The sequence below is a fragment of the Neomoorella stamsii genome (assembly GCF_002995805.1).
GTDB lineage: Bacteria > Bacillota > DSM-521 > Neomoorellales > Neomoorellaceae > Neomoorella > Neomoorella stamsii.
This window is the reverse complement of the sequence record NZ_PVXL01000040.1, coordinates 33,923-57,827: the sequence shown is the minus strand read 5'-3', so window position 1 is coordinate 57,827 and position 23,905 is coordinate 33,923. Positions and strand designations below refer to the sequence as shown.

Genomic DNA, 23,905 nt, shown 5'->3' with positions numbered 1-23,905 from the left:
AATATGGCGATTGCAGCTAAGACAGAGTTAAAACCTATTGTAACCCTGACTAATGCTTCTACAGGTTACGGGATAGCCCAGGCCCTGTGGGATGTTTCACTGGAACTTTATCCCCAGGAAATTGTGGCTTTAATCGGTTCTAATGGGGCTGGTAAAACAACGGTGCTCAGGGTTTTGTCCGGTGTTTTGCCTTTGTGGAGCGGCGAGTTTAAACTGCACGGGGAGACTATCAAAGGATATACGGCCCCGGAATTGGTTCATAGAGGTATCTGTCATGTGCCCGAAGGCCGGCAATTATTTTCTGGCTTGTCTGTAGAAGAGAATTTGCGCATGGGCGCTTTTGCCTTAAAAAGCTCCCGGGCGGAAGTTAAAAATAACCTGGAATGGATATATAATTTGTTTCCTGAAATTGCTAAACGCCGCAACCAATTGGCAGGCACCCTCAGCGGCGGCGAGCAACAAATGGTGGCCATTGGCCGGGGTTTAATGGGCAACCCTTCTTTACTGCTCATTGATGAATTATCCCTGGGTCTGGCCCCGGTTATAGTGGATAGGATTTATGAAACCCTGCAAAAAATCTATCGTGAACAAGGGATAACAATTTTAATAGTAGAACAGGATATGGAGCTGGCCCTTTCAGTGGCAGGCCGGGCCTACGTCCTGGAGAACGGCCGTATCTCGGTATCAGGTTCCAGCAAGGATTTATTGAACAATGACGCAATACGTGAGGCTTATTTGGGCGTATAAGTGTATTTGTAAAATAATCTAAAATCTGACCCCGTCATAGGTAAAATTTATCTGCGGCCGCCGGCAGCGACCACCCGGCCGTCGACCATGACCTTATCCACCTCCACGCCGGCCAGGTCCTCTAGGAAGAGGATATCGGCACAGCGGCCGGGAGCAATGGCCCCCAGGTCCCGCGCGACACCAAAGCATTCGGCGGTATTAATAGTTACTGCAAATCAAAAACGATTTAGACCCGGAACGGTTGCCCAGTGGCAAATTTGCCACCAATGACCTGGTGCTGCACCTTGGTATTTTCGCCTACAACATTCTAAGGCTTCTGGGGCAGTTTAGCCTCCCGCTAAAGGAGGTACCGCTGCGCAACCATTTACTGTTAGTATGAGTTCTACCCAGTTGTTATTATCACGGATTCAGGTAAAACTTTACTGGAGTAATGGCAATATTTTTTCCTCCCTTGCCTGGGGCAAAGCCGGTAATACGAAAAAAGTCAGTATTACCATGTGCATTCTGGCCGTTCTCTTTATAATCCAATTCTTTGCCTAGGATGCGGAGCATGGCCTCCCGCCCCCGGCCTATTTCCCATCCGGCCTCGGTACCAGGCCTCAGTCCCGCCCGGAGAGGAGATCCGCCTTTGTCAGAACGCCGCCCGGTGGATGACCCTTTCACCGTAGAGGTTCTTCAGACGGTCGCCAGGCCTGGGATTTATTTGGGAAAGGAATGAAGCCATTTAAAAATGCCTGAAACTGTGCTGCAACGAATCTATTGTAAAACGGCCCTGAACAAGACCGGTATCCCGGGTTATCGCTACTGCCTGAACCCGTATGCCGGCTGTTCCCACCGCTGCCTTTATTGCTACGCGGACACGGTACTCCGGTTCTCCAACCTGGCAGAGAAATGGGGCGAATTTGTAGCCGCTAAAGAGAACTTCCCGGAAGTCCTGCGGCGCGAGCTACGGCGGAAGCGGACACCCCCGGGCCGGGTGCTTCTTTCTACCGTTACCGACGCCTACCAGCCCGCAGAAGCAGAGTTCGGCCTTACCAGGGCTGTCCTGGCGGTTTTTGTGGAAGAAAGGCCGGAGATAGAGCTTGACCTGCTCACCAAGTCTGATCTGGTAGTGCGAGACGTTGATTTGCTTAAGGAACTCAGGAATTGCTCCGTCGGTTTTACAGTAACTACTCCCGATGATGCCGCTGCGGGCGTGCTGGAGCCCGGGGCCGCTCCGCCGTCGGCGCGCCTCAGGGCCGCAGGACGGCTTGTTGCTGAAGGTATAAACGTATGGGCTTTTATAGCGCCCGTCCTTCCCGGGGTGAGCGATGCCCCGGGGGCGCTAGAAAGGCTTATAGCTGCTTTAAGAGGCGCCGGGGTCAGAGAAGTCTATCTTGATCCTTTGAACCCGTACCAGGCCGCGGTAAAGCGTCTCCGGGTTGCCTACCGGGCAAGGTTCCCCCAAGCGTTAAAACACCTGGAACGTTATCTATCTGACCCTCGAACATATGTACAGCCGCTAAGGGGGAGGGTGGGGTTGACATAAGGAACGCAGGAGGTTATAATAAAACCGAACTTGAGAGATAAGCAAGGAAGCTTACAGGCAGAGAAGCCATCTATCGCACGATAGATGGCTTTATTTTTGCCGTTACTAGAAGTGTTGTGAAAAACCCATTCTAATTGGCAGGTATTTGGCAACAAATGAAGTTCAGCAACGCCACCCATCGTTCCACCACCGACCCGGAGGCCCGGCTCTTCCGCAAAGGGCCTGGTAAGGAAGCGAAACTCAGCTATCTGGCCCACGACCTGCTCGATGTTCGCTCTGGTATTATTGTCGACGCCATGGCAACATTAGCCAATGGAGCATTGGCACGGGCGGCCGCCCTGGAAATGCTGAAGAAAGCCCACTCTTTTTTACCGCCTCTACCCCTGGAAAGAAAACGCCTTTTCCTGGGTAAAGAGTGGCTAAACTGCGGTTAGCTATGATTTGAAGGGTGTCTCACAGCATTTTTAGGAAACATCTAATAACTTCTGGCCATACTGTTTGTAAATGATAACAAAGGTGATTTCCAGTCCAAAAGAGAAATAAAAAACTACTTTATTCGCAATTCTAGTTAAGTATTCCGGAAGGATTTGACAAAAAGGAGGCGGGTTTGGGTGTGAGTAGCTTTGGTTATATTTTGCCTAAAACTAAACAGGAAGCGTTAATGGTTTTAAATGAGACAGGAGAGAAAGGCCGGATTGTAGCCGGGAGTACCAATATTTTACCTGATATAAGGGCAAGAAAAATCACGGGCTGTATTTTGGTTGATATTAGCGGTCTGCGCGAGCTCAAAGGTATCGAGGCTGCAGGAGAGACTGTAACTGTTGGCAGTTTGACAACGATAAGTGAATTATTGCAGTCAGAAATAATCGCCAGGGACGCTAAGGTATTATGGCAGGCGTGCCGGCGTTTTGCCGACCCGCTTGTGCGCAACCGGGCGACTATCGGCGGCAATATAGCCAATGCATCCCCGGCGGCCGACGGGGTTGTCCCCTTACTTGCCCTTGAAGCTACAGTGAATGTCGAAAGCCAGGCGGCGGGCAAAAGGGAGATCCCGTTAACCGAGTTTTTTACCGGACCGGGTAAAAGCGTTTTGCAACCCGGGGAACTGATAACATCAGTATCCTTTGCGAAAACGACTGCTATGAAAGGTGCGTTTATTAAGTTTGGTTTAAGAAAAGCCATGGCCATTTCCCTGGCCAGTATTGGTATTGTGCTGGGGTTTAGCGGAGATACCATTACCCAGGCTCGTATTGCCCTGGGTGCACTGGCGCCAACGCCGTTGCGTGCCAGGGAGACAGAGAATTATTTGAGCGGAAAGCAAATTAGTGATGAAGTAATGGCAAGGGCGTCGGAACTGATTACAACAGAAGTTAAGCCCATTAGCGACGTGCGGGCCTCGCAGGCTTATCGCTGGCATCTTACGGGGGTACTTTTTAGACGGGCAATTGAGGCTGCACTAGCTTAAGGGAGGTAAAGATAATGGACATAATGCGGGAAATTACCGTCACCATTAACGTCAATGGCAAGCCAATTAAGGCCGCCGTATCTCCAGAAGAATCGTTGTTAGATTTCTTACGTTACCGGGCCCAGGCCACGGAAGTAAAATGCGGTTGCAACAAGGGCGACTGCGGCACCTGTACGGTAATTTTAGATGACCAGGCAGTAAAATCATGTCTCGTCCTGGCCGCCCAGGCCGACAACAGACATGTTTGGACGGTAAGGGGCCTGGAAGAAGATTCATTGATGCAGGCTTTACAGGAGAGCTTTGCTACCCATGGCGCCGTGCAATGTGGTTTTTGTACACCCGGGATGCTGATGACAGCGAAAAATTTCCTGGAACATAACCTTAAGCCGGACCGAGCTTACATTAAAGAGGCTATTGCGGGTAATCTTTGCCGTTGTACCGGCTATAAGAAAATCGTAGATGCTATAGCTGCAGTTGCAGCAAGCAGAGCGGGCGACAGGGCTTAAGGGGGGAAACAACTAGATGGAAATGAATGTAATTGGTAAGGGGCTGCCAAAAGTCGACGCCTGGGCTAAAGTTAAAGGGAAAACTGTTTATGCTGATGACTTTAGTTTGCCAGGCATGCTTTATGCCAAAGTATTAAGGAGTAAATATCCGGCAGCCAGAATTCTGTCTATTGATACTAGCCGGGCGAAGCAACTACCTGGCGTGCATGCAGTCCTCACGGCCAAAGATGTACCGAACAATAACTTGAGAGCTAAGTTTGGCCAGAGTACGGATGTTGGTGCCCAGTTTGAAGGGTTATACAGGGTGCTTGCCGAAGAAAAAGTACGCTTTTTAGGTGAGCCGGTAGCCCTGGTAGCGGCTGAAAGCTTGAAGACTGCTGAAGAAGCCCGTGATTTGATTGAAGTTAATTATGAACCTTTACCGGGTGTTTTTGATCCAGTTGAAGCCCTCAAGCCCGGGGCCTATCCTGTTGGCGAGAGCGAGAGCAATATTGTTTCCCGGTTTAAAATCCGCAAGGGAGATATAGATGCCGGTTTTGCTGCAGCTGATGTAGTGATCGAGAATACCTACCGTGTCCCCTTTGTTGATCATGCTTATCTGGAACCTGAATCAGGAGTGGCATGGTTAGATGAAGACGGCGTGATCAACATCCGGGTATCAACCCAGGTGATAGAACATTTCCGAACGGTGGCTGAAGTTTTGGGTTTGCCGCAAAACAGGGTGCGCGTCATTGGTACCTGGCTGGGGGGAGGTTTTGGCGGCAAGGAAGATATTACGGTAGAGAGTTTCCTGGCCCTGCTGGTGTGGAAGACGGGAAGACCGGTAAAATTAACTTATACCAGGGAAGAGTCTCTCCTGGCCCACAGCAAGAGACACCCGTTTGTTATGAAATACAAAACCGGCGCCACTAAAGAGGGGCGCATAATAGCCTTAGAGGCCGAACTCATCGCTGATGCCGGTGCTTATACTTATTTAACACCATGGGTTTTGCTCTATGCTACTGTTAATGCTGCTGGACCCTACGATATACCCAATGTCAAAGTAGATAGTGTGGCGGTCTTGACCAATAATCCTTTTACCAGCGCCAACCGGGGCTTTGGTGCTATCCAGCCTAATGTGGCCTATGAGTCCCAGGTAGACGAACTGGCCCGGGTTTTGGGTATTGATCCCCTTACTATCAGGCAAAAGAACTGCTTACGCCAGGGCGGGTCGCTGGCCACGGGATTTACCTTTGACCGCTATGTCGCTTTGCCTGAGGTTGCCGAGAAAGCCTGGCAAGCTCTGGGGCCAGTCAAAAAAAGCCAGGACAAAAATATTAAGATTGGTCGGGGCCTGGCGATAGGCATGATGAGTTATGGTCGTTTAACTTTCCTGCATGATAGTTCCCGCTCCTATGTAAAGCTGGAACTGGACGGCAGCGCGGTAATCCGTTGTGGCGTACCTGATCTGGGCGGCGGCCAGGCCCAGGCGCTTTGCCAGATTGTGGCACAAGAATTGGGGATACCCCTGGAGAAAATCAAGATTTATATTTCCGATACGGCTTTAACCCCGCTGGCCGGCACAACAACAGCTACCAGGCAATTATATATGTCAGGGAATGCTACTTTGAAGGCTGCCAGGGAAATTAAGGAACGGTTGTTAACTAAAGCCTCAACCATGCTCAATGTTAGAAAGGCATATCTGAAAATAGAAAACGAAAAAATCATTAGTTTAGTTGAGCCTGGTAATTTCGTTTCTTTAAAAGATGTTATTGCTCAGTGTTCTGCCGAAGGTATTGAGCTTTTCTGCGAAGCCCAGTTCAATGCTCCATTTACTGATATACCGTCTTCGGAGCTGATAACGGGTCAAACCCATCCTGATTTTACTTTTGGCGCGCATGCTGTCGAAGTTGCCGTCGATGTCGAGACTGGTGCTGTTGAAGTCCAGAAAGTGGTAGCATGTTATGATATCGGCAAGGCGATTAATGTGCTTAACGTCGAGGGTCAGCTTGAGGGTGGCGCTATCTATTGTCTGGGCTATGCTTTGATGGAAGAACTGGTGGTCGACCAGGGCAGATTGAAAACACCCTCACTATCTGAATACTTGATACCTACAGCGGCGGATGTGCCGGATGTAGAGACGATTTTGGTGGAATCCGGGTCTGGCCTGGGACCCTATGGGGCTAAAGGTGTGGGCGAACCGGCTTGTAACTCTATCGCTCCGGCCATTCTCAATGCCATTCGCGATGCCGTTGGCGTCCGGATAACCTCTTTACCAGCAACGCCAGAAAAAATAGTATTTGCCCTGCAAAAAAAGCAATAGACTGTACTTACATTATAGCTTACAGTATTTGCTGTTAGCCAGGTAGAAGGGGGTGAGAAAGGCGTATCTAAATAACAAACCAAAATTAAAGATGAAAAAGTAAGAGCCGACAAACAACAAAAAAGAAGGAGGAAAGCAGATGTTAAAAGGAAGAACGATCAAATGGCTAGTTTTATTTATGGTTATGGCAGTGGTTTTTACCTTACTAGCTGGCTGCAGTAATAGCAGTAAGGGCAAAGAAGAGGGCAAAGCTGCTGGTACTAAAGCAGTCAAAGTAGCCTTTCTGGGTCCTTTGACTGGACCTAACGCCATGCAAGGTGTTGGCGCCCGGAACGCTTTCCAGCTGGCCATCAAGCAGGCTAATGATTCTGGCAAGCTGCCCTTTAAGATTGAAGTAGTAGATCTCGATGATGCCTCCAACCCAGGTACCGGAGCATCGGTGGCCCAGAAAGCAGTTGCTGATCCAGATGTGGTTGCCGCTAGCGGGCACTGGAATTCCCCTGTGGCTGAAGCCACTATTCCAATCTTCAAATCAGCCGGGGTGCCCCTGATAATCTGGGGTGCTATCAGGCCAACCCTTACCAGTAAAGAGAATTATCCTTATATTACACGTGTTTGCCCGACCCAGGAGCAGGAAAACTTGCCGTTGGCTAACTTTGTAGTTAACAACTTAGGACGTAAGAAATGGGCGGTTATTTCGGATACAACCACTTACGGCAAGAGCAATACCGAAGCCTGGAAGACTGAAATCAAGAAATATCCCGGAGCAGAAATTGTCTCTATAGACGAAATCCAGGTTGGCCAAAACGATTTCCGGCCCATTTTAAGTAAAATTAAAGCGGCCAATGTCGACGGGGTTTACTTTGGTGGCGTAGTCATGGAAGCGGCTTTGGTACGGCGCCAGATGGTCGAGTTGGGCATGAAAGACACGCTGATGGTAGGTATTTCCGGTATAGTTGACGATAAATTTATAGAGACGGCGGGTACAGAGGCTGCCGAGGGTGTAATCGCAACTAAGCCCGGTAAAAGTATTAGCAAGCTTGAGGGCGGTAAAGCCTTTGAGGAAGCCTATCAAAAAGCCGGCTTTAAAGAACCCTACGGCGCTTATGGGCCCTATGCTTATGATGCGGCCAATATTATTGTCGAGGCCCTGAAGCAGGTTGGACCGGATCGCAAGAAGCTGGTTGATGCTATAGCTAAGATCAGCTATAACGGCTTGCTGGGTGTAACAACCTTTAATGAGGTTGGCCAAACGACCAATGTAGTGAGTACCATCTATGTAGTGGAAGACGGTAAGTGGGTAGACTGGGACGCTTCCAAGTATAAGAGCGGTGAACGTAAATTGCCCGGCGCTAAATAAGGAAAATTAAAGCGGAGAGATAATTTGCTGGCTGGTGACAACGCCCCAAATGTTGTTGCCAGCCAGCAAGGATTTAAGGAGGCAATAGGTATGTCGCTTTTGTTATCACAAACCATCAATGCTATTATGCTGGGCTGTACCTACTCTCTGGTTGCCATCGGCTTTTCGTTATTCTTTGGGGTTATGGATGTCGTGGTATTTTGTGCGGGGGATGTAGCTATCTTTGCCGCCTTTTGTATTACTGCCCTTGTCAGCATCGCGGGACTCTATGCTGCTTTAAACGGGGTACTGCCACAATTTTTAAGTACAGTGATGATCGTAATTATCGGTGCTTCTTTAACAGGAATACTAATGTTAGCCATGTACCGGCTGGTAATAAAACCCTTTGAAGGCAAAAGCGCCCTGATGCCGCTGCTAAGCACCATCGCGGCTGGAGTTGCCCTGCGAGAATTAATTGGTATTTTTTACCCACAGGGCCGAAATCCCCAAACTTTTCCCCAGTTGCTTCCCAGCGGTGTTTTAGCTGATTATGCTTTAATATCCTGGCGTAATGTAATTATTATTGTTGCTACCCTGGTACTGGTAGCCCTGCTCTATTTATTTGTTAATAAAACCAAAACAGGATTATCAATCCAGGCTGTTTCCCAGAACAAAGAAGCAGCCATTATGGTTGGTATTAACTGGCAGCAAATTGTGGCGATTACCTTTCTAATTGGCGGCTTTATTTTAGGCATTGGCGGTTTCCTGGTAGCTTCCTATTATGACGTTGTTCGCTTTGATATGGGAGCTATGTACGGTTTGAAGGGCTTTTGTGCTGCTGTTGTAGGGGGCCTTGGTAACGTTTATGGCGCCATAGTGGGTGGCATGTTGATTGCTTTTGTTGAGGTTTTTGTAAGTGCCTTTATTCCCGGGGGAACAGCTTATGCCAGTGTGGTAGCCTTTCTGATGGTCGTCATCTTCATTTTATTTAGACCTGAAGGAGTTATTGGCGAAAAAACTATTGAGAAGGTTTAATAAGGTTTGCCTGAGGGAGGCAGGGAACAAAGTGTTAAATAAGGCGGGTAATGGTTTAAACGATAGTCTAATGGCCATGGCAGTTAGCGTAGGCATTTGTTTAATGCTTTATATTGCCTTGATAAGTTCTTTGGCCATAACCCTGGTTATCCTGGCTATAGGTTTAGGATTAATCATCTATGGCGAGCGCACCGGAGGTATCGAAAAGATCTACGGGGTTATGGAAAGACATAAAGGTAAGGCCCTGGGCATTATGGTGCTTTTTGCCCTGGTGTTGCCGTTTTTATTAAGCGGCAATAATTATCTTCTCCATGTCATTGTTATAGGAGGTATCTATAGTATTATTGCCCTGGGGCTCAACTTCCAGGTGGGTAGTACCGGTATGGTCAATTTTGCGCCGGCAGCTTTTTATGGTACGGGCGCTTATACCTCGGCGGTTTTAGCGGTTAAATTTGGTATATCTCCCTGGCTAGGAATGATTTGTGGCTTATTCATGGCAGCTCTTTTAGGAGTAGTTTTTGGCTTTCCGGCCTTGAAAACCCGGGGTTATTATTTATCTCTGGTAACTATTGCTTTGCAGGTAATTTTTACGCTGATGATTATTAATACTAGCTGGCTTGGGGGGCCCAATGGTATTCCTGGTATTCCTGCTTACCAGCTTTTCGGTTACTCATTTCGCAAACCCCTGGAAATTTTGGGTTTCCAGTTACCCTACCAGACTAATTATTTTTACTTGATTTTCTTACTGTTAGGTTTAGTGGCATTAGCTGCTTCCCGCTTGTATAATTCCCGCATTGGCCTCGCCTGGAATGCTATCGAGCAGGATGAAATTGTGGCTGCCACCCAGGGAATAAACTTAACAAAAATTAAACTGCTGGCGTTTTCCCTGGGGGCTGCCTTCGCGGGCGTTGCCGGTGCCTTGTATGCCCATTATACCAGTTTTATTGGTAATGAAGATTTTGATTTCAGTAAATCACTGGTATTGATCTGTATGGTTCTCCTGGGTGGGATGGACAATGTTGTCGGTGTTACTCTGGGAGCCATCCTGTTAACAATTATCGACGAGAAACTCCGGGATTTTGCTGATTACCGTATGCTCATGTATGCTTTGATTTTGATTATAATCCTAATTACTCGCCCTCAGGGCCTACTTCCCAAGCGTAACCGCAAGTACCAGATAAAGCAGGAAAGTGATGCTGGATATAATGTCACGGTAACAATGGGAGGTAAATAGTCATGGAAGTATTAAGGACAGAGGCCCTGACAATTAATTTTGGCGGCTTGAAGGCAGTAGATGGAGTCGATTTCACAATTGGCGATGAAATTGTGGGTTTAATCGGTCCTAACGGTTCCGGCAAGACAACTTTTCTCAATTTGGTTAGTGGTATCTATCAACCGACAAGCGGTAAAATTATTTTCCAGCAAGAAGACATCACCGGCGCTGGCCCGGATATCATCCGCAGTAAGGGAATTGCACGTACCTTTCAAACCAACCGTTTGTGTTTAAATCTAAGTGTCATTGATAATATGCTGCTGGGCCTTTACAGCCAGCAAAAAACCACCTGGTGGCAGGCTATCTTCCAACCAGCTTACTGTCGCGCTGAGATTAAAGCTAGTATCGAAAAGTGTTTCCAAGTACTGGCCCATTTTAATGCGGAGCTTATTAAGAAATGCTATGATCCTATAACCACTATACCGCTCATTGACCGGCGGCGGATTGAAATTGCCAGGGCTATTGTGGGCGAACCAAGGCTGTTATTGCTTGATGAGCCTACTGCCGGGCTAAATGCTGAAGAAACCATACAGATGATCCGGGATATTGGCAAAATCAGGGAGAGCAACAGGCAAATCAGCATTATCATTATTGAACATGATATGTCCGTTATTGCCCGCATTACGGACCGGGTGGTTGTCTTAAATGCGGGTAAAAAAATTGCCGAAGGCCTTTTTAGCGAGGTTAGCAAAGATGAGCAAGTGCGTACTGCATATCTAGGAGGCTAAACCATGCTGGAATTACGTCAAGTTAGTACTAAATACGGCCAAATACCTATGCTGATGCAGGTTAGTATCAAGATCGATCAAGGTGAAGCGGTCTGTATGCTCGGAGCCAATGGTGCCGGTAAGACTACTCTACTCAAGACTATTATCGGCATGGTAAAACCTGTAAGCGGGGAAGTTCTTTTTCGAGGTCAAAGGATTGATCTTTGGCCCTCCTATAAAATTATCCGGTCCGGCATTGCCATTGTCCCTGAACGGGAAGGATTGTTTCCCAAATTAACAGTTGAAAACAACCTCCTGATGGGGGCTTACTATGAAAAAGACAAAAGCAGAATTGCCTCGCGACTGGAAGAAGTATTAACTATTTTCCCAAGGCTAAAAGAAAGGCTCCGCCAAAAAGCCGGGACGCTAAGCGGTGGCGAACGGAAAATGCTGGGCATTGCCCGTGCTTTGCTGGCCGACCCCCAGGTGTTATTAATGGATGAGCCTTCCCTTGGGCTGGCGCCGGCAACGGTCAATGAAGTCTTTGCGGTAATAGACCGGATTAAAAAAGAAAAGAAGATAGCTATCCTGCTAGTAGAACAAAACGCCCAGAAGGCTTTATCAGTCGTTGAACGAGGCTATGTCTTACAAAAGGGCACTATAATCCTGGAGGGTTCAACAAAAGAACTGCAGGAAAATAGTATTGTTAAAGAATCTTACCTTTCAGCAACAAGCTAACTAGTAACGGTTTACACAAAGAATACTTTGAAATTATGAGTGGCATACAAAGGTGAGACACCTATTTTCCGAGAAAAGAATCATTTAGAAGTTAAATTTAACTCCTTATCAAAGGAACTAATTTAGTTACATTTAAATATCTTTAATGGAGGAGGGTGATTAAATTAATATGACTAAAATTTTATTAAAGGGCGGCCGGGTCATTGATCCTGGCAATGAAATTGACCAGTTAGCCGATGTCCTGATTGAGGATGGTAAGATAGCTCAAATTGGGGTAGGTATAGATGCAGGGACAGCAGATATTTTTAATGTGGCTGGTAAGGTAGTAGCGCCAGGCTTAATTGATATCCACTGCCACCTCCGCGACCCCGGTTTCCCGGAGCGGGAAGACTTTAAAAGCGGAACCCGCGCTGCTGCCAGGGGCGGCTTCACAACCTTAATCGCCATGCCCAACACCAATCCAGTTTGCGATCATCCTGTTGTGGCCGAATACGTGCTGGCTAAGAGCAAACGCGAAGGCATCGTCAATGTCTTGCCCTTTGGCGCTATTACCAAGGGACAAAAGGGCGAGGAACTGGTTCCCTTTGTCGATCTAGTAGAGGCAGGCTGTGTTGCTTTTTCCGATGACGGCCAGCCGGTAACCAATTCAGGTTTGATGCGCCAGGCATTAATTATAGCCAAGGCTATTAATAAAGTACTGGCAGTCCACTGTGAAGACCGGACCATTACTGGCGAAGGAGTGATTAATGACGGTGAAATCTCCCGGCGCTTGGGTATAAAAGGTATCCCTTATACTTCGGAAGCCGTAATGGTAGCCCGGGATATTCTTTTAGCAGAAGAAACGGGAAGCCAGGTGCACATTTGCCATGTGGGCTGTGCACGTTCAGTGGAATTAGTTCGCGAGGGGAAAAAGCGGGGTATTGCTGTATCAGGGGAGGTAATTCCTCATTATTTAAATACAACCGAGGAAGATATGCAAACCTTGGAAGGCCGTTTTAAGATTAAACCCCCCTTTGGAAGCAAGCGGGATCAGGAAGCTTTAAAAGAAGGATTGGTTGATGGTACCCTCGAAGTAATTGCGACTGATCATGCGCCCTATACCATTACCGAAAAACAACGTGATTTTGTTAAGGAGGCTCCCTTTGGGTTAATTGGCCTGGAGACTGCCCTGGGGGTAGTGTTGACTGAAATGGTACATAGCGGTTTGTTAACCCTACCAGCGGCAATAGCTAAGATGACCTGCAACCCGGCGCGTCTATTGGGATTAAATAAAGGTACCCTTGGAATTGGCCAGGATGCCGATGTTGTGGTTATCGATCCTGATTTAGAATGGCAAGTTGACGTGAACCAGGGTGCCTCCAAGAGCAGGAACTGCCCGCAGCACGGCCGCTGGCTAAAAGGCAGGGCCGTAATGACCATAGTCGGAGGCCGTATAGTTATGCAGGATGGTAAACTCTTAGCCTAAACCACCATTATAGAAATTAAAAATAGGAGGAATTAACCCTTATGATTAAGAAACCCACAATGGAAGAAATGGTACTTTTAAAAGGGCAGGACGTTTTGTCTGCCAGGGAATTAAGTTTTGAACAGTTGCAGTTAATCATGAAAACGGCAGCCTATTATGAAGATGCCCTGGTCAACAAGCGCCGCCTGTATGACATGGACGGTAAGATCATGGCTTCCCTGTTTTTCGAGCCCAGCACGCGCACGCGCCTGTCTTTTGAAGCTGCCATGCAGCGGCTGGGAGGAAACGTAATAACGGTTTCAGAAACGCCGCAGATGCAGACCTCATCCACGGCCAAAGGGGAGACCCTGCACGATGCCATCAAAGTAGTCGACGGGTATGTAGATGTAATCGTAGTCCGCAGCCCCATCAAAGGAGCGGCCCAGGAAGCGGCGGATGCCGCAGACCATCCGGTAATTAACGCCGGTGACGGTACGGGGCAGCATCCTACCCAGGCGTTGCTGGATATTTATACCATCATCAAGGAGCATGGCAGTGTTGAAGGCTTAAAAGTAGCCCTGCTGGGTGATTTGAAGTATGGCCGTACCGTCCATTCCCTGGTGTATTTACTGAAACATTATGGCTGCGACATGATCTTTGTAGCGCCGCCGCAGCTAAAGATGCCGGAAGAGATTACCGCCGAGTTGAAAGAAGACGGCATCAAAATAGAAGAAACAACAGACTTAAAAGCAGCGGTAGCCGAAGCCGATATACTCTATGTAACGCGTATCCAGCGTGAACGCTTCCCCAGCAAGGAAGAATATGAGAGTGTGAAGGACTCTTATATCGTCAATGATGAAATTGTTGCTGTGGCCAAAAAGGGTATGAGCATCTTGCACCCGCTGCCAAGGGTTAATGAAATTGCCGTCTCAGTCGACTCCTACCCTGGAGCAGCTTATTTCCGGCAGGCTCATAATGGTGTTCCGATCCGGATGGCGCTGTTAGCCCTCACTACCGGCAGCGTGTGCTAAGATTGGAACAGAACGACGGTTTCTTCCGGTATTTAAAATAAGTTGGTAAAAAGATGGCGGGGGTTTGCTGGCAGGTACGTTTACTCCTCGTACGTAATGGAGGGTCGGCGTGCCGGCACCCCCCAGCAAACTTCACTAAGGGAGTGAAACTGAAACACATGGACAGACTGGCAGTAATTGCTATTGGTGGCAATTCATTAATTAAGGATAAGAATCGCATCGGTCTTATGGACCAGCTGGCAACCGTTAAAGAAACTTGCCACAATATTGCTGAATTGGTAGCCAGGGGCTGGAATGTGGCCATAACCCATGGTAACGGACCTCAGGTAGGTTTTTTAATCCGCCGGGCGGAACTGGCGACGAAGGAACTGCCCTTGATACCGCTGGAATTTGCTGTAGCTGATACCCAGGGTGCTATAGGTTATATGATCCAGCAATCCCTCATGAACGAATTTTGCCGGCGTGGTATCAAAAGAAAAGCTGTTACAGTTGTTACTCAGGTAGTGGTTGATAAGAATGATCCGGCCTTTCAGAAACCGACTAAACCGATTGGTAGTTTTATGACTAAAGAAGAAGCAATGTATCATAGGGAAAAGGATGGATGGACTGTAGTTGAGGATGCAGGGCGGGGTTGGCGGCGGGTAGTCCCGTCCCCGGAGCCACAAAAAATTGTAGAGAGTGAAGCCATTAAAGATTTAATTAAAGAGGGTTATATTGTCATTTGCGTTGGTGGGGGTGGTATTCCGGTAATAGAAAACGAAGGCCAGCTGGAAGGTATAGCTGCCGTCATAGACAAGGATTACGCCTCCTCATTATTGGCTACGGAAATTTGTGCCAGCAGGTTGGTTATTTCAACGGGGGTAAATAAAGTAGCCATTAATTTTGGCAAGCCGGAACAGAAAGAAATAGATCGCATGACAGCGGCTGAAGCCGAAGCTTACCTGGCAGAAGGACATTTCCCGCCAGGAAATATGGGCCCGAAAATTACGGCGATTTTACGATACCTTAAAAATAATGGTGGTGAGGGTTTAATAACCTCCCCGGCAGAAATAGTAGCTGCCATGGAAGGGCAATCAGGTACATGGATAGTACCTTAAAGGAGGGCAGCCAAAATGGGCTTCCAGGTAATTGGCAAAGTATTACCGCGCAAAGATGGGATAGCCAAGGTATGTGGCCAGGAGGTATATGCTAGCGATATTGTGGTACCTAATATGATGTATGGGGTAACTTTACGCAGCCCTTACCCCCATGCTGAAATTTTAAGTATTGACACATCGGCAGCCGAAGCTATGGGCGCTATCTGCGTGACACCGGATGAAGTTCCCGATGTCATTTATAATGAACGTACCGTAAGTATACCCGAAAAAACTTACCGTGATCGCCGTGTGCTGCCCCGGCGAGCACGCCATGTCGGTGAAGCTATAATTGCTGTGGCAGCAGAGACGGAAGAATTGGCTTTTCGTGCCATGCGCGCCATCAAGGTCGATTATAAGGTCCTGCCGCCAGTGCTGGACCTGGACAAAGCCATGGAACCCGGTGCTGCGGCCCTTTACGATGAAATTTACCTTGGTGATAACAAAATTGAGGTCAATAATAATATTGCCTGCGAGCGGATTATTACCGTTGGTGACCCTGAAGCTGGTTTTGCTAAAGCCGATCATATAGTCGAGCGCGAATACGAATTACCCCGCGTATATCATCACCAGATGGAAACGAAGACGGCTGTCTGCCGGCCGGAGCCTAATGGAGGTATTACCGTCTGGGCCACCACCCAGACTATTCACAATGTTCGCCAGCTCTTAGGGCATATCTTTAACATTCCTTTAAGTAAAGTTAACGTGAAAAAACTGGCCATTGGCGGTTCGTTTGGCTCTAGCATCCAGATGAACTCGATAATTCCCATCTGCGTGGCCCTGGCCCTGAAGGCCAAGCGGCCGGTTAAGATGGTTAGCAGCCGTGAGGATGATATATACGATCATGCTAAATTTCCAGCCCGGATCAGGCTCAAAGTCGGGGTTAAAAAAGACGGCACTATTGTAGCTGCCGATATGCGGGTCCTGGTGGATATTGGGGCTCATCAGATTAATGCCTATCCATTGCTCGGCTGTATGGCCGGATGGTACGCTTCTCTATATAAGTGGGGTGATTTCCACTATGAAGGCAGGGCAATATATACCAATAAAGTTCCTGCCTGCGCCATGCAAGGTTATGGCAATCCCCAGGTTAATTTTGCCGTTGAATCTCACATGGACATAATTGCCGAAGAATGCGGTTTTGATCCAGTTGAGTTCCGGCTTAAAAACTATGTCGGTATAGGCGACGAGTTCTGGGGCCAGGGCCCGACAGTTAAATCGATTATTAAAAGCTGCGGCGTGGAAGAGATGTTACGTAAAGGTGCCGAACTGATAGGCTGGTCTAACCGCCGTCCGCCTCAGGAAAAAACGGGACGGTACAGGCGGGGTATCGGTATGGCCCGCGGTTTCCACACTTCGGGTACCGGTGGGCCCAAACCGGGCGAGGTAATCGATTATTCCAGTGCCACCATCAAGATAAATGAAGACGGCACTGTGGACGTGCTAACGCCAGTAATGGATCTGGGCGGCGGCACGGGCGAAGCGGCAGTTAAAGTAGCAGCGGAAGTGCTTAAGGTCCCCTATGAAAGGGTGGAATTGTCTCAGGTTGATACCAAAACAACAGGATATGATGTCTGCACCCACGCCACCCGCGGTGTCTATTGTGGTTGTGGCGCAGTATATCATGTGGCTCAGCAGGTGAAGGGCAAATTGTTAGAATTCGCCGCAAAGATTTTGGAGGAAAATCCCGGTAATCTGGAACTGGCGTATGATGAAGAAAAAGACGCCACTATTATTCATGTTAAAGGGTTTCCACAAAAGCAAATTACAATTGGCGAGGTCGCCAAACTGGCGCAAATTTATAGCTGGGGTACCATTGCGGCTACCGACAGCTTGCGGCAAAAAAATTGCCCACCCTGTTTTGTTGCGCATTTTATCGAAGTGGAGGTTGATACGTGGACTGGTATTGTCAAAATACCACGGGCCATTTTACTTTCGGATACGGGAACGCCGATTAATCCCGATATGGTTGCCGGGCAGTTAATCGGTTCTCTATCTCGGGGGATGGGATATGCCCTTTATGAGGAAACGGAGTATGATCTGGAAACGGGGAAATTAAAATGCAACGGGTTTTTAACCGACAATAAGATCCCCACTTCCTGCGAGATGCCTTATATTAATGATATTCAAGTCTATTTTGCCCACACCTATGAGCCTACCGGCCCATTTGGAGCAAAGGGTATTGGGGAAGCGGCCCTTAATTCCGTAGCGTCAGCCATTGCCAATGCCATTTACAATGCCATAGGTATCAGATTTTACCGCACTCCAATAACACCCGAGAGAATTCTGCAGGCTTTAGAGGGAGGTGGTAAGGTTGGAAACTAACACAAAAATTTTAGCGGCGGAATTTCAATATTTAGAGGGTCAAAATCTTGACCAGGTTTTATCATGGCTGGCGACATACCGGGAAAAAGCCAGAGTCCTGGCCGGTGGCACGGATCTGCTGGTAAAAATGAAACTTGGTCATGTCCAACCTGAATATATTATCTTTATCAAAAAAATTGCCTCTCTAGGTTACATCCAATTAGATGCCAGCAACTTAAAGATAGGTGCTACAACTACCTTGAGCCAGATAGAGCGCCATGAAGCCATCAAGGGTTATTATAGTGCGCTTTACGAAGCCGTTCATTCCATGGCTGCTGTAGCGGTAAAAAATATGGGTACTATAGGCGGTAATTTAGGCAATGCTTCGCCGGCGGCCGATACGGCCCCACCCTTACTGGTTTATGACGCTTCTTTAAAGATTGCCAGTCAAGATGGTGTCAGAGAAATCCCGATAACAGAATACTTTTTAGGACCCGGCAAATCAGCTCTGGCCCCCAACGAGTTGCTGCTGGAAATATCTATCCCTAAAATAGGGGCTGATACGGGCAGCAGTTTCTTAAAGCTAGGACGAGTAGCTGCCGACATCGCTAAAATTAATGTCGCCGTTTGTTTAAAACGGTCGGGCCGGACGTGTACCAGTTGCCGTATTGCCTTTGGCTCTGTGGCACCTACGCCTGTTAGGGTCCAGGAAGCAGAGAGCCTCCTGGAAGGTAAGGAATTAAATGAGGATCTGATAACTTTAGCCGCAAAAGCTGGATCAGCGGAGATTAAACCTATAACCGATAATCGTTCTACCCGGGAATATCGCCTGAAGGTAAGCAGGGTGATGCTCGAAGAGGCTTTGCGGGCAGCCTGGCAGCGGGCGGGAGGTGTATTATAGGGATGGACAGACAGTGGATTAAGTTAAAGGTTAACGGCAAGGAAAGACAGCTATATATAAAGCCTAATGAACTCCTGCTCAATGTTCTCAGAAATGAGCTGGGTCTTATGGGGGCCAAGTATGGCTGCGGTATCGGCGAGTGCGGTGCCTGTACAGTACTGGTAAACGGCCAGGCGATGTTATCCTGCCTGATCCTGGCAGTTACTATGGAGGGCCAGGAGATCACGACCGTAGAAGGCCTGGGGGATTATGACCGACTGCATCCGTTGCAGCGATCCTTCCTGGATCATGGTGCCGTGCAATGTGGTTTTTGTACTTCAGGCATGTTGCTGACGGCCAAGGCTTTGCTGGATGAAAACCCCTGTCCCGGCGAAGAGGAAATCCGGGAATATCTTCGCGGCAACCTCTGCCGTTGTACCGGTTACACAGCTATTGTTAAGGCCGTCAAAGAGGCCGCTTTAATAACGCAGGTAAAGGAGGGGTAACTGGCTAATACTATAGATATACACGACAGTCAGTGAAAAATGCTATTGGTAATATAGTATATAAAAACCGTGTCGGGATTATAGTTATTTACAAAGGTTAAATGCCTGCATTAAAAGAAAAGAACTCATAAGCTGTTTTTAATAAAGTAGCGAAGGACGAAATTCCCTTCGCTACTAAAAAAAATAATCAAGTATATTGTATACAGAACACAATATACTTATAATGAAGTTAAGGAGATTTTTCCTGGTTTTCCTGGATTAAGGAAGGAGGGCGCTTATGTTGGCAGAAAAGATTAGCTTTAGCCGGGTTGAAGAGGATTCCCTGGGGCAAAAAACAATTATTGACAATGCTTATTATGGCATTCATAGCCTGCGGGCTAAAGAGAATTTTACTGTCAGCGGTTACAAGCTGCATCCCGAACTAATTAAAGCCCTGGCAATAGTCAAAAAGGCTGCTGCTCTGGCCAATATGAAGGCGGGGACCCTCGAGCGCAGCAAGGCCCTAGCCATCGCCCGGGCGGCCGATGAAATTATCAATGGTAAATGGCATGAGTATTTCATAGGCGAGGCTATTCAAGGTGGAGCCGGCACGGGCATCAACATGAATGCCAACGAGGTAATCGCCAATCGCGCCCTGGAAATTTTAGGTTACCGACCCGGAACATATGATAAGCTCAATCCAGTGGACGATGTAAACTATGGCCAATCCACCAATGATGTAATACCTACGGCTATCAGGATTGCTGCCATCAGGCTCCTGCAGCGTTATGTTGAGGCCAATTTGCTGCTGGTCCGTACCTTGAGGGAAAAAGCTGAAGAGTATAAGGACGCTATCAAATTAGGACGTACCCACCTGCAGGATGCCGTTCCTTTAAAAATCGGGGATGAGCTGAAGGCCTGGGCTGAGGCTATCCGGCGCGATGCCCGGCGCGGGGAAATGGCTATTAATTTACTGGTCGAAGTTAACCTGGGTGGTACTGCTATTGGGACCGGGTTAAACGCTCACCCGCACTATCGTGAAATAGTTATTGAAGAATTACGGGCCGCCAGCGGCATTCCCCAGTTGAGGCGCGCTGCCGATCTGATTGATGCCACCCAAAATTTAGATGTTATGGTGGAGGTTGCCGGTCTTTTGCGGGCCGGGGCAGTCACCCTGACAAAAATAGCTAATGACCTGCGGCTGCTCGCTTCTGGCCCCATGGCCGGACTGGCCGAAATAGAATTGCCGCACCTGGCTGCCGGTTCAAGTATTATGGCAGGTAAAGTTAATCCCATCATTCCTGAAGTTGTCAACCAGGTCTGTTTTAAGGTTTTCGGTAATGACCTGACTATAAGCCTGGCAGCGGCAGCCGGGCAACTGGAGCTTAACGTTATGCAGCCGGTCCTGGCCTTTGCCCTTTTTGAAAGCCTGGGTATGCTTAGCGAAGCTATTAATTCCCTGGCTTTGAAAGCTATTAAAGGGATGAAGTTCAGGCTAGAGCGCTGCGAAAACTATGTTAACAGTGCCTTGAGCCTGGTGACGCCATTAGTACCTTATATAGGTTACCAGGCGGCAACCAGGGTAGCCAAGCAAGCCCTGGCCAGTGGCAAGAGCATTATTGATATTGTCAGGGAGTTAAAATTACTACCCGAAGGGCAGGCCCGTGAACTTCTTGACCCGCGCCATATGCTTGCCAATTAACCCGAGCAGGAAGGATCATAAATATTTTTAGCGAAAAATAAAGGAGGGGATAAAGGGGGAAAAGTAATGAATGAGGATTTTGGAATTAGAGTGGAAGAGATACTTAACCTGCCTGTTTTTAAAAAATGCCGCTTGCTGGGTGGAGCTGAAGGTTTAAAACGGGTAATTACTAATGTTAACGTTATGGAAGTGCCGGATATTTTGCCCTGGATAAAGCCTGGTGATTTTATTTTAACCACGGCTTATGCCATTAAAGATGACATTGAAGCCCAGAAAAGCCTTATTCCCCAATTAGCCAGGCAGGGGGCGGCAGGCCTGGCCATTAAATCCCAAAGATATATTGAAACTATTCCCCTGTATATGATTGAAGCCGCCAATAACCTGTCCTTTCCCTTGCTGGAATTACCGGTGGAAGTGAATTTTTCTGAGTTGATTTCAAGCGTATTGTCCCAGATAGTTAATCGCCAGGCCTTTTTTTTAGAACACAGTGTCAGAGTTCATCAACAATTTACCGACCTGATCCTCAATGGTGGCCAGCTTGATCAAATAGCTATGGCCCTGGCGGAACTCATTGATGCCTATGTTTGCCTGGAAGACTTTTTAAATTTCAGGCGGGTTATCTATCCCCTTGATGTACCTGTATATATTGCCCGTTATTTTGAGCGTCAAGACCATAGCAAGAAAATAAGTGGACATGAGGCCGGCGATTTTTACGGGGAGCAATTAAGTTTTAACGGGCAGGAAGCGGATAGCGCCGCTTTACCGATTATTGTTGAAGGGCGGCAATATGGGTGGGTAAAAGTAGTAATTACGGAGAGGCGTTTTTCGCTATTGGAGCTAATAACGGTAGAACGAGTCTGTTCGATAGCAGCCCTGGATATTTTAAGGCAGCACAATGTAACCCAGGTGGAGAATAAATATAGAGCTGAATTTTTAAGCCAGCTACTGACGTCTTCGGAGTATGACGAAAAACTATTTTTGGAACGTGGGAAGACCTTTGGCTGGGACCTTAGTAGTAACTATGCCGCCTTATTGCTGGAGGTTTTACCGGCGCAAAAAGAAAGCAACTTGAATGTTGAGGGTAGGAAGCAGCAAGATATAAAAACTCAGGCCGCCATTTTAATAGAAAATTTTTGCCAGCGGCAACGCTTAAAATATATTCTGGTTAACAATGAAGACGGTATTACACTTTTTCTGGAACCTGATATGATACTATCTGAAAGAAATACCGGGACGAAGAACATATTACATCAATTAAAGGTGGTTCTTAATTACTGGCAGGTTACTATTGGTATTGGTGGCGGCTATAACGGCATCAAAGGCATTAAAAAAAGTTACCGCGAAGCTAAATTGGCTTTGGAACTGGGGAAATACCTGTTTGGCAACGGGACGATTATTTATTACCGAAATTTGGGCGTTTATGGTTTGCTGCTAAAGCATGCAGGTATGGCCGAATTAAAAGAGTTTGTGCAGGAAATGCTAGGGCCTCTACTGGCTTATGATAATAGCAAGAAAGGAGAATTGTTTAAGACACTAGGGACTTTTTTAGAGACTAATTGTAATGTTAAGGAAACGGCAGAAAAACTCTATACCCACTACAATACAGTCTTGTACCGGGTGAATAAAATTAAAGAATTGACCGGCGTAGATTTCAACAATCCTGATCAAATGCTCAATCTGCAGGTGGCTATGCGCCTATCGCAGGTTTTCAATCGCTTTGGTAATAATATAACCTGATTTTATGTTGAAAGAGGCGTGGGACAATGCGCGAAATTAAAGCCCAGGAAATCACGGCAGCAGTGGCCAGGCTGTGCATTGAGGCCTGCTCGGTGCTGGGGCCGGATTGGTGGCAGGCCATGGCGGCAGCCCTGGCCAGGGAAGAGGCGCCTTTAGGGCGGGATATATTACAACAACTCCAGGAGAACGCCAGGCTGGCGGCCGGTACCGGGGAGCCCATTTGCCAGGATACCGGGGTGGCGGTAGTCTTTGTGGAAGTGGGACAGGAGGTACATATAGCGGGCGGCAATCTCTATGAAGCCATCAACGCTGGGGTGCGGCAGGGCTATACGGAAGGCTACCTCCGCAACTCGGTAGTGGGGGATCCTTTACTACGTAAAAATACCGGCGACAATACGCCGGCAATTATCCATACGGAGATAGTTGACGGGGATCGCTTGAAGATTACGGTAGCTCCCAAGGGCGCCGGCAGCGAGAATATGTCGGGGGTAAAGATGCTCAAACCAGCCGACGGCGTGGCAGGCATAAAGAAATATGTGCTCCAGGTGGTGGAGGAAGCCGGCGGCAACCCCTGCCCGCCCATTGTTGTCGGCGTGGGCATCGGCGGCAACCTGGAAAAGGCCCCTTACCTTGCGAAAAAGGCCCTCCTGCGCCCCCTGGGGCAGCGCCATCCTTTAAGCCATGTTGCCGAACTGGAAGAAGAACTGCTGGAGGCCATTAACGCCACCGGCATCGGCCCCCAGGGCCTGGGGGGAAGGGTGACTGCTTTAGATGTCCATATTGAAATCTACCCGACCCACATCGCTTCTTTACCAGTAGCCGTCAACCTGCAGTGTCATGCCGCCCGGCATGCTACCGCAATTTTGTAGGGGGTGGGCCTGTGCTTAACATAACAACTCCTCTGGATGAGGCAACGGCCCGGAGGTTAAGGGCCGGGGATCAGGTTTTAATTAGCGGCACCATTTTAACCGGCCGGGATGCGGCCCACAAGCGGATGGTGGAAACCCTCCGGGCCGGCGGCGAGCTGCCTGTGGACCTCCGCGACCAGATTATCTATTACGTCGGCCCCTGCCCGGCCCGGCCTGGTAAAGTGATCGGCTCTGCCGGACCCACTACCAGCGGGCGGATGGATGCCTACGCGCCGTTGCTCATCAGGGAAAAGGGCCTGCGGGGCATGATTGGTAAAGGCGGCCGCAGCCCGGAAGTAATCCGGGCCATGCAGCAAGCCGGGGCCGTCTATTTCCTGGCCACCGGTGGTGCGGGGGCCCTCCTGGCCCGGCACATTAAAAAGGCTACCGTCGTTGCCTACGCAGACCTGGGGCCGGAGGCCATCTACCGCCTGGAAGTAGAAGAATTCCCGGTGATTGTGGGTATCGACTGCCAGGGGAATGATTTATATGCCAGCGGCCGGGCAAAGTATCGCCGGGCCCCAGGGTGCTGAATGAGGGCAAATGATTGTTTAAAACTATAATTGAATGCAATTTCAGCAGCAATGAAGAGCCTGGCGAGCATATCTTGACGTATTAAACCAAATTCCATCAGAATCAGT

General features: G+C 48.3%; 23 protein-coding genes and 1 pseudogene. 22 read left to right on the top strand and 2 right to left on the bottom strand.

Features of this window, described 5'->3' with window-relative positions; genetic code table 11:
* The first annotated feature begins 3 nt into the window (after window positions 1-3).
* Window positions 4-747 (top strand): ABC transporter ATP-binding protein, encoded by a 744-nt coding sequence (locus MOST_RS06580; RefSeq protein ID WP_170067051.1) that lies wholly within the window; start codon window positions 4-6, stop codon window positions 745-747.
* Between the two features lie 47 nt (window positions 748-794).
* Here MOST_RS06580 and MOST_RS06575 read toward each other — a convergent pair whose 3' ends face one another.
* A complete protein-coding gene (locus MOST_RS06575) occupies window positions 795-905 on the bottom strand; it encodes a hypothetical protein (RefSeq protein ID WP_244267265.1) in 111 nt (36 codons plus the stop codon).
* A 53-nt stretch (window positions 906-958) separates the two neighbouring features.
* Between MOST_RS06575 and MOST_RS17905 the strand changes: the two are divergent.
* Window positions 959-1,105: pseudogene (locus MOST_RS17905) on the top strand (IS1380 family transposase); the annotation flags it as partial.
* A 41-nt stretch (window positions 1,106-1,146) separates the two neighbouring features.
* Here the strand turns inward: MOST_RS17905 and MOST_RS17210 are convergent.
* Entirely contained in the window at window positions 1,147-1,299 is a 153-nt protein-coding gene (locus MOST_RS17210) for a hypothetical protein (protein ID WP_161952810.1), read from the bottom strand.
* A 178-nt stretch (window positions 1,300-1,477) separates the two neighbouring features.
* Here MOST_RS17210 and MOST_RS06570 point away from each other — a divergent pair, with 178 nt between their 5' ends.
* The 20 genes from MOST_RS06570 (at window position 1,478) to MOST_RS06475 (ending at window position 23,797) form a co-directional block, all read left to right on the top strand.
* Window positions 1,478-2,275, top strand: a complete 798-nt coding sequence (locus tag MOST_RS06570) for an SPL family radical SAM protein (protein WP_054938084.1) — start codon at window positions 1,478-1,480, stop codon at window positions 2,273-2,275.
* A 155-nt stretch (window positions 2,276-2,430) separates the two neighbouring features.
* Window positions 2,431-2,709, top strand: coding sequence for a hypothetical protein (locus tag MOST_RS18495; RefSeq protein WP_054938083.1), 279 nt, complete (start codon window positions 2,431-2,433; stop codon window positions 2,707-2,709).
* 179 nt (window positions 2,710-2,888) lie between these two features.
* On the top strand, window positions 2,889-3,740 hold the full coding sequence (locus tag MOST_RS06560; RefSeq protein WP_054938082.1) for an FAD binding domain-containing protein: 852 nt from the start codon (window positions 2,889-2,891) through the stop codon (window positions 3,738-3,740).
* A gap of 14 nt (window positions 3,741-3,754) precedes the next feature.
* Window positions 3,755-4,246: a (2Fe-2S)-binding protein gene (locus MOST_RS06555; protein ID WP_211295966.1), complete on the top strand. Its 492-nt coding sequence runs from the start codon at window positions 3,755-3,757 to the stop codon at window positions 4,244-4,246.
* 16 nt (window positions 4,247-4,262) lie between these two features.
* Complete coding sequence (locus tag MOST_RS06550) at window positions 4,263-6,548, top strand: xanthine dehydrogenase family protein molybdopterin-binding subunit (protein WP_054938081.1); 2,286 nt, start codon at window positions 4,263-4,265, stop codon at window positions 6,546-6,548.
* 139 nt (window positions 6,549-6,687) lie between these two features.
* Window positions 6,688-7,908, top strand: coding sequence for a branched-chain amino acid ABC transporter substrate-binding protein (locus tag MOST_RS06545; protein ID WP_054938080.1), 1,221 nt, complete (start codon window positions 6,688-6,690; stop codon window positions 7,906-7,908).
* Window positions 7,909-7,998: 90 nt separating this feature from the next.
* Window positions 7,999-8,922 (top strand): branched-chain amino acid ABC transporter permease, encoded by a 924-nt coding sequence (locus MOST_RS06540; RefSeq protein ID WP_054938079.1) that lies wholly within the window; start codon window positions 7,999-8,001, stop codon window positions 8,920-8,922.
* Window positions 8,923-8,953: 31 nt separating this feature from the next.
* Window positions 8,954-10,156, top strand: coding sequence for a branched-chain amino acid ABC transporter permease (locus MOST_RS06535; RefSeq protein ID WP_054938078.1), 1,203 nt, complete (start codon window positions 8,954-8,956; stop codon window positions 10,154-10,156).
* A 2-nt stretch (window positions 10,157-10,158) separates the two neighbouring features.
* On the top strand, window positions 10,159-10,923 hold the full coding sequence (locus MOST_RS06530; protein ID WP_054938077.1) for an ABC transporter ATP-binding protein: 765 nt from the start codon (window positions 10,159-10,161) through the stop codon (window positions 10,921-10,923).
* A gap of 3 nt (window positions 10,924-10,926) precedes the next feature.
* On the top strand, window positions 10,927-11,640 hold the full coding sequence (locus tag MOST_RS06525) for an ABC transporter ATP-binding protein (protein ID WP_054938076.1): 714 nt from the start codon (window positions 10,927-10,929) through the stop codon (window positions 11,638-11,640).
* A gap of 169 nt (window positions 11,641-11,809) precedes the next feature.
* The gene (locus MOST_RS06520) at window positions 11,810-13,105 is read left to right on the top strand and encodes a dihydroorotase (protein WP_054938075.1); all 1,296 of its coding nucleotides are present in this window, start codon (window positions 11,810-11,812) and stop codon (window positions 13,103-13,105) included.
* Between the two features lie 41 nt (window positions 13,106-13,146).
* The gene (gene pyrB / locus MOST_RS06515; protein ID WP_208974875.1) at window positions 13,147-14,115 is read left to right on the top strand and encodes an aspartate carbamoyltransferase; all 969 of its coding nucleotides are present in this window, start codon (window positions 13,147-13,149) and stop codon (window positions 14,113-14,115) included.
* A gap of 158 nt (window positions 14,116-14,273) precedes the next feature.
* Window positions 14,274-15,212: a carbamate kinase gene (gene arcC, locus MOST_RS06510; protein ID WP_054938074.1), complete on the top strand. Its 939-nt coding sequence runs from the start codon at window positions 14,274-14,276 to the stop codon at window positions 15,210-15,212.
* A 15-nt stretch (window positions 15,213-15,227) separates the two neighbouring features.
* The gene (locus MOST_RS06505) at window positions 15,228-17,573 is read left to right on the top strand and encodes a xanthine dehydrogenase family protein molybdopterin-binding subunit (RefSeq protein ID WP_054938073.1); all 2,346 of its coding nucleotides are present in this window, start codon (window positions 15,228-15,230) and stop codon (window positions 17,571-17,573) included.
* Window positions 17,563-18,453: an FAD binding domain-containing protein gene (locus tag MOST_RS06500; protein WP_054938072.1), complete on the top strand. Its 891-nt coding sequence runs from the start codon at window positions 17,563-17,565 to the stop codon at window positions 18,451-18,453. The genes MOST_RS06505 and MOST_RS06500 overlap by 11 nt, the downstream gene beginning before the upstream one ends.
* A 2-nt stretch (window positions 18,454-18,455) precedes the next feature.
* The gene (locus tag MOST_RS06495; RefSeq protein ID WP_054938071.1) at window positions 18,456-18,938 is read left to right on the top strand and encodes a (2Fe-2S)-binding protein; all 483 of its coding nucleotides are present in this window, start codon (window positions 18,456-18,458) and stop codon (window positions 18,936-18,938) included.
* 277 nt (window positions 18,939-19,215) lie between these two features.
* Entirely contained in the window at window positions 19,216-20,619 is a 1,404-nt protein-coding gene (locus MOST_RS06490; RefSeq protein ID WP_054938070.1) for an aspartate ammonia-lyase, read from the top strand.
* A 66-nt stretch (window positions 20,620-20,685) separates the two neighbouring features.
* A complete protein-coding gene (locus MOST_RS06485; protein WP_054938069.1) occupies window positions 20,686-22,356 on the top strand; it encodes a PucR family transcriptional regulator in 1,671 nt (556 codons plus the stop codon).
* Between the two features lie 26 nt (window positions 22,357-22,382).
* Entirely contained in the window at window positions 22,383-23,225 is an 843-nt protein-coding gene (locus MOST_RS06480; protein WP_054938068.1) for a fumarate hydratase, read from the top strand.
* 11 nt (window positions 23,226-23,236) lie between these two features.
* Window positions 23,237-23,797, top strand: coding sequence for a Fe-S-containing hydro-lyase (locus MOST_RS06475; RefSeq protein WP_054938067.1), 561 nt, complete (start codon window positions 23,237-23,239; stop codon window positions 23,795-23,797).
* Window positions 23,798-23,905: the final 108 nt, after the last annotated feature.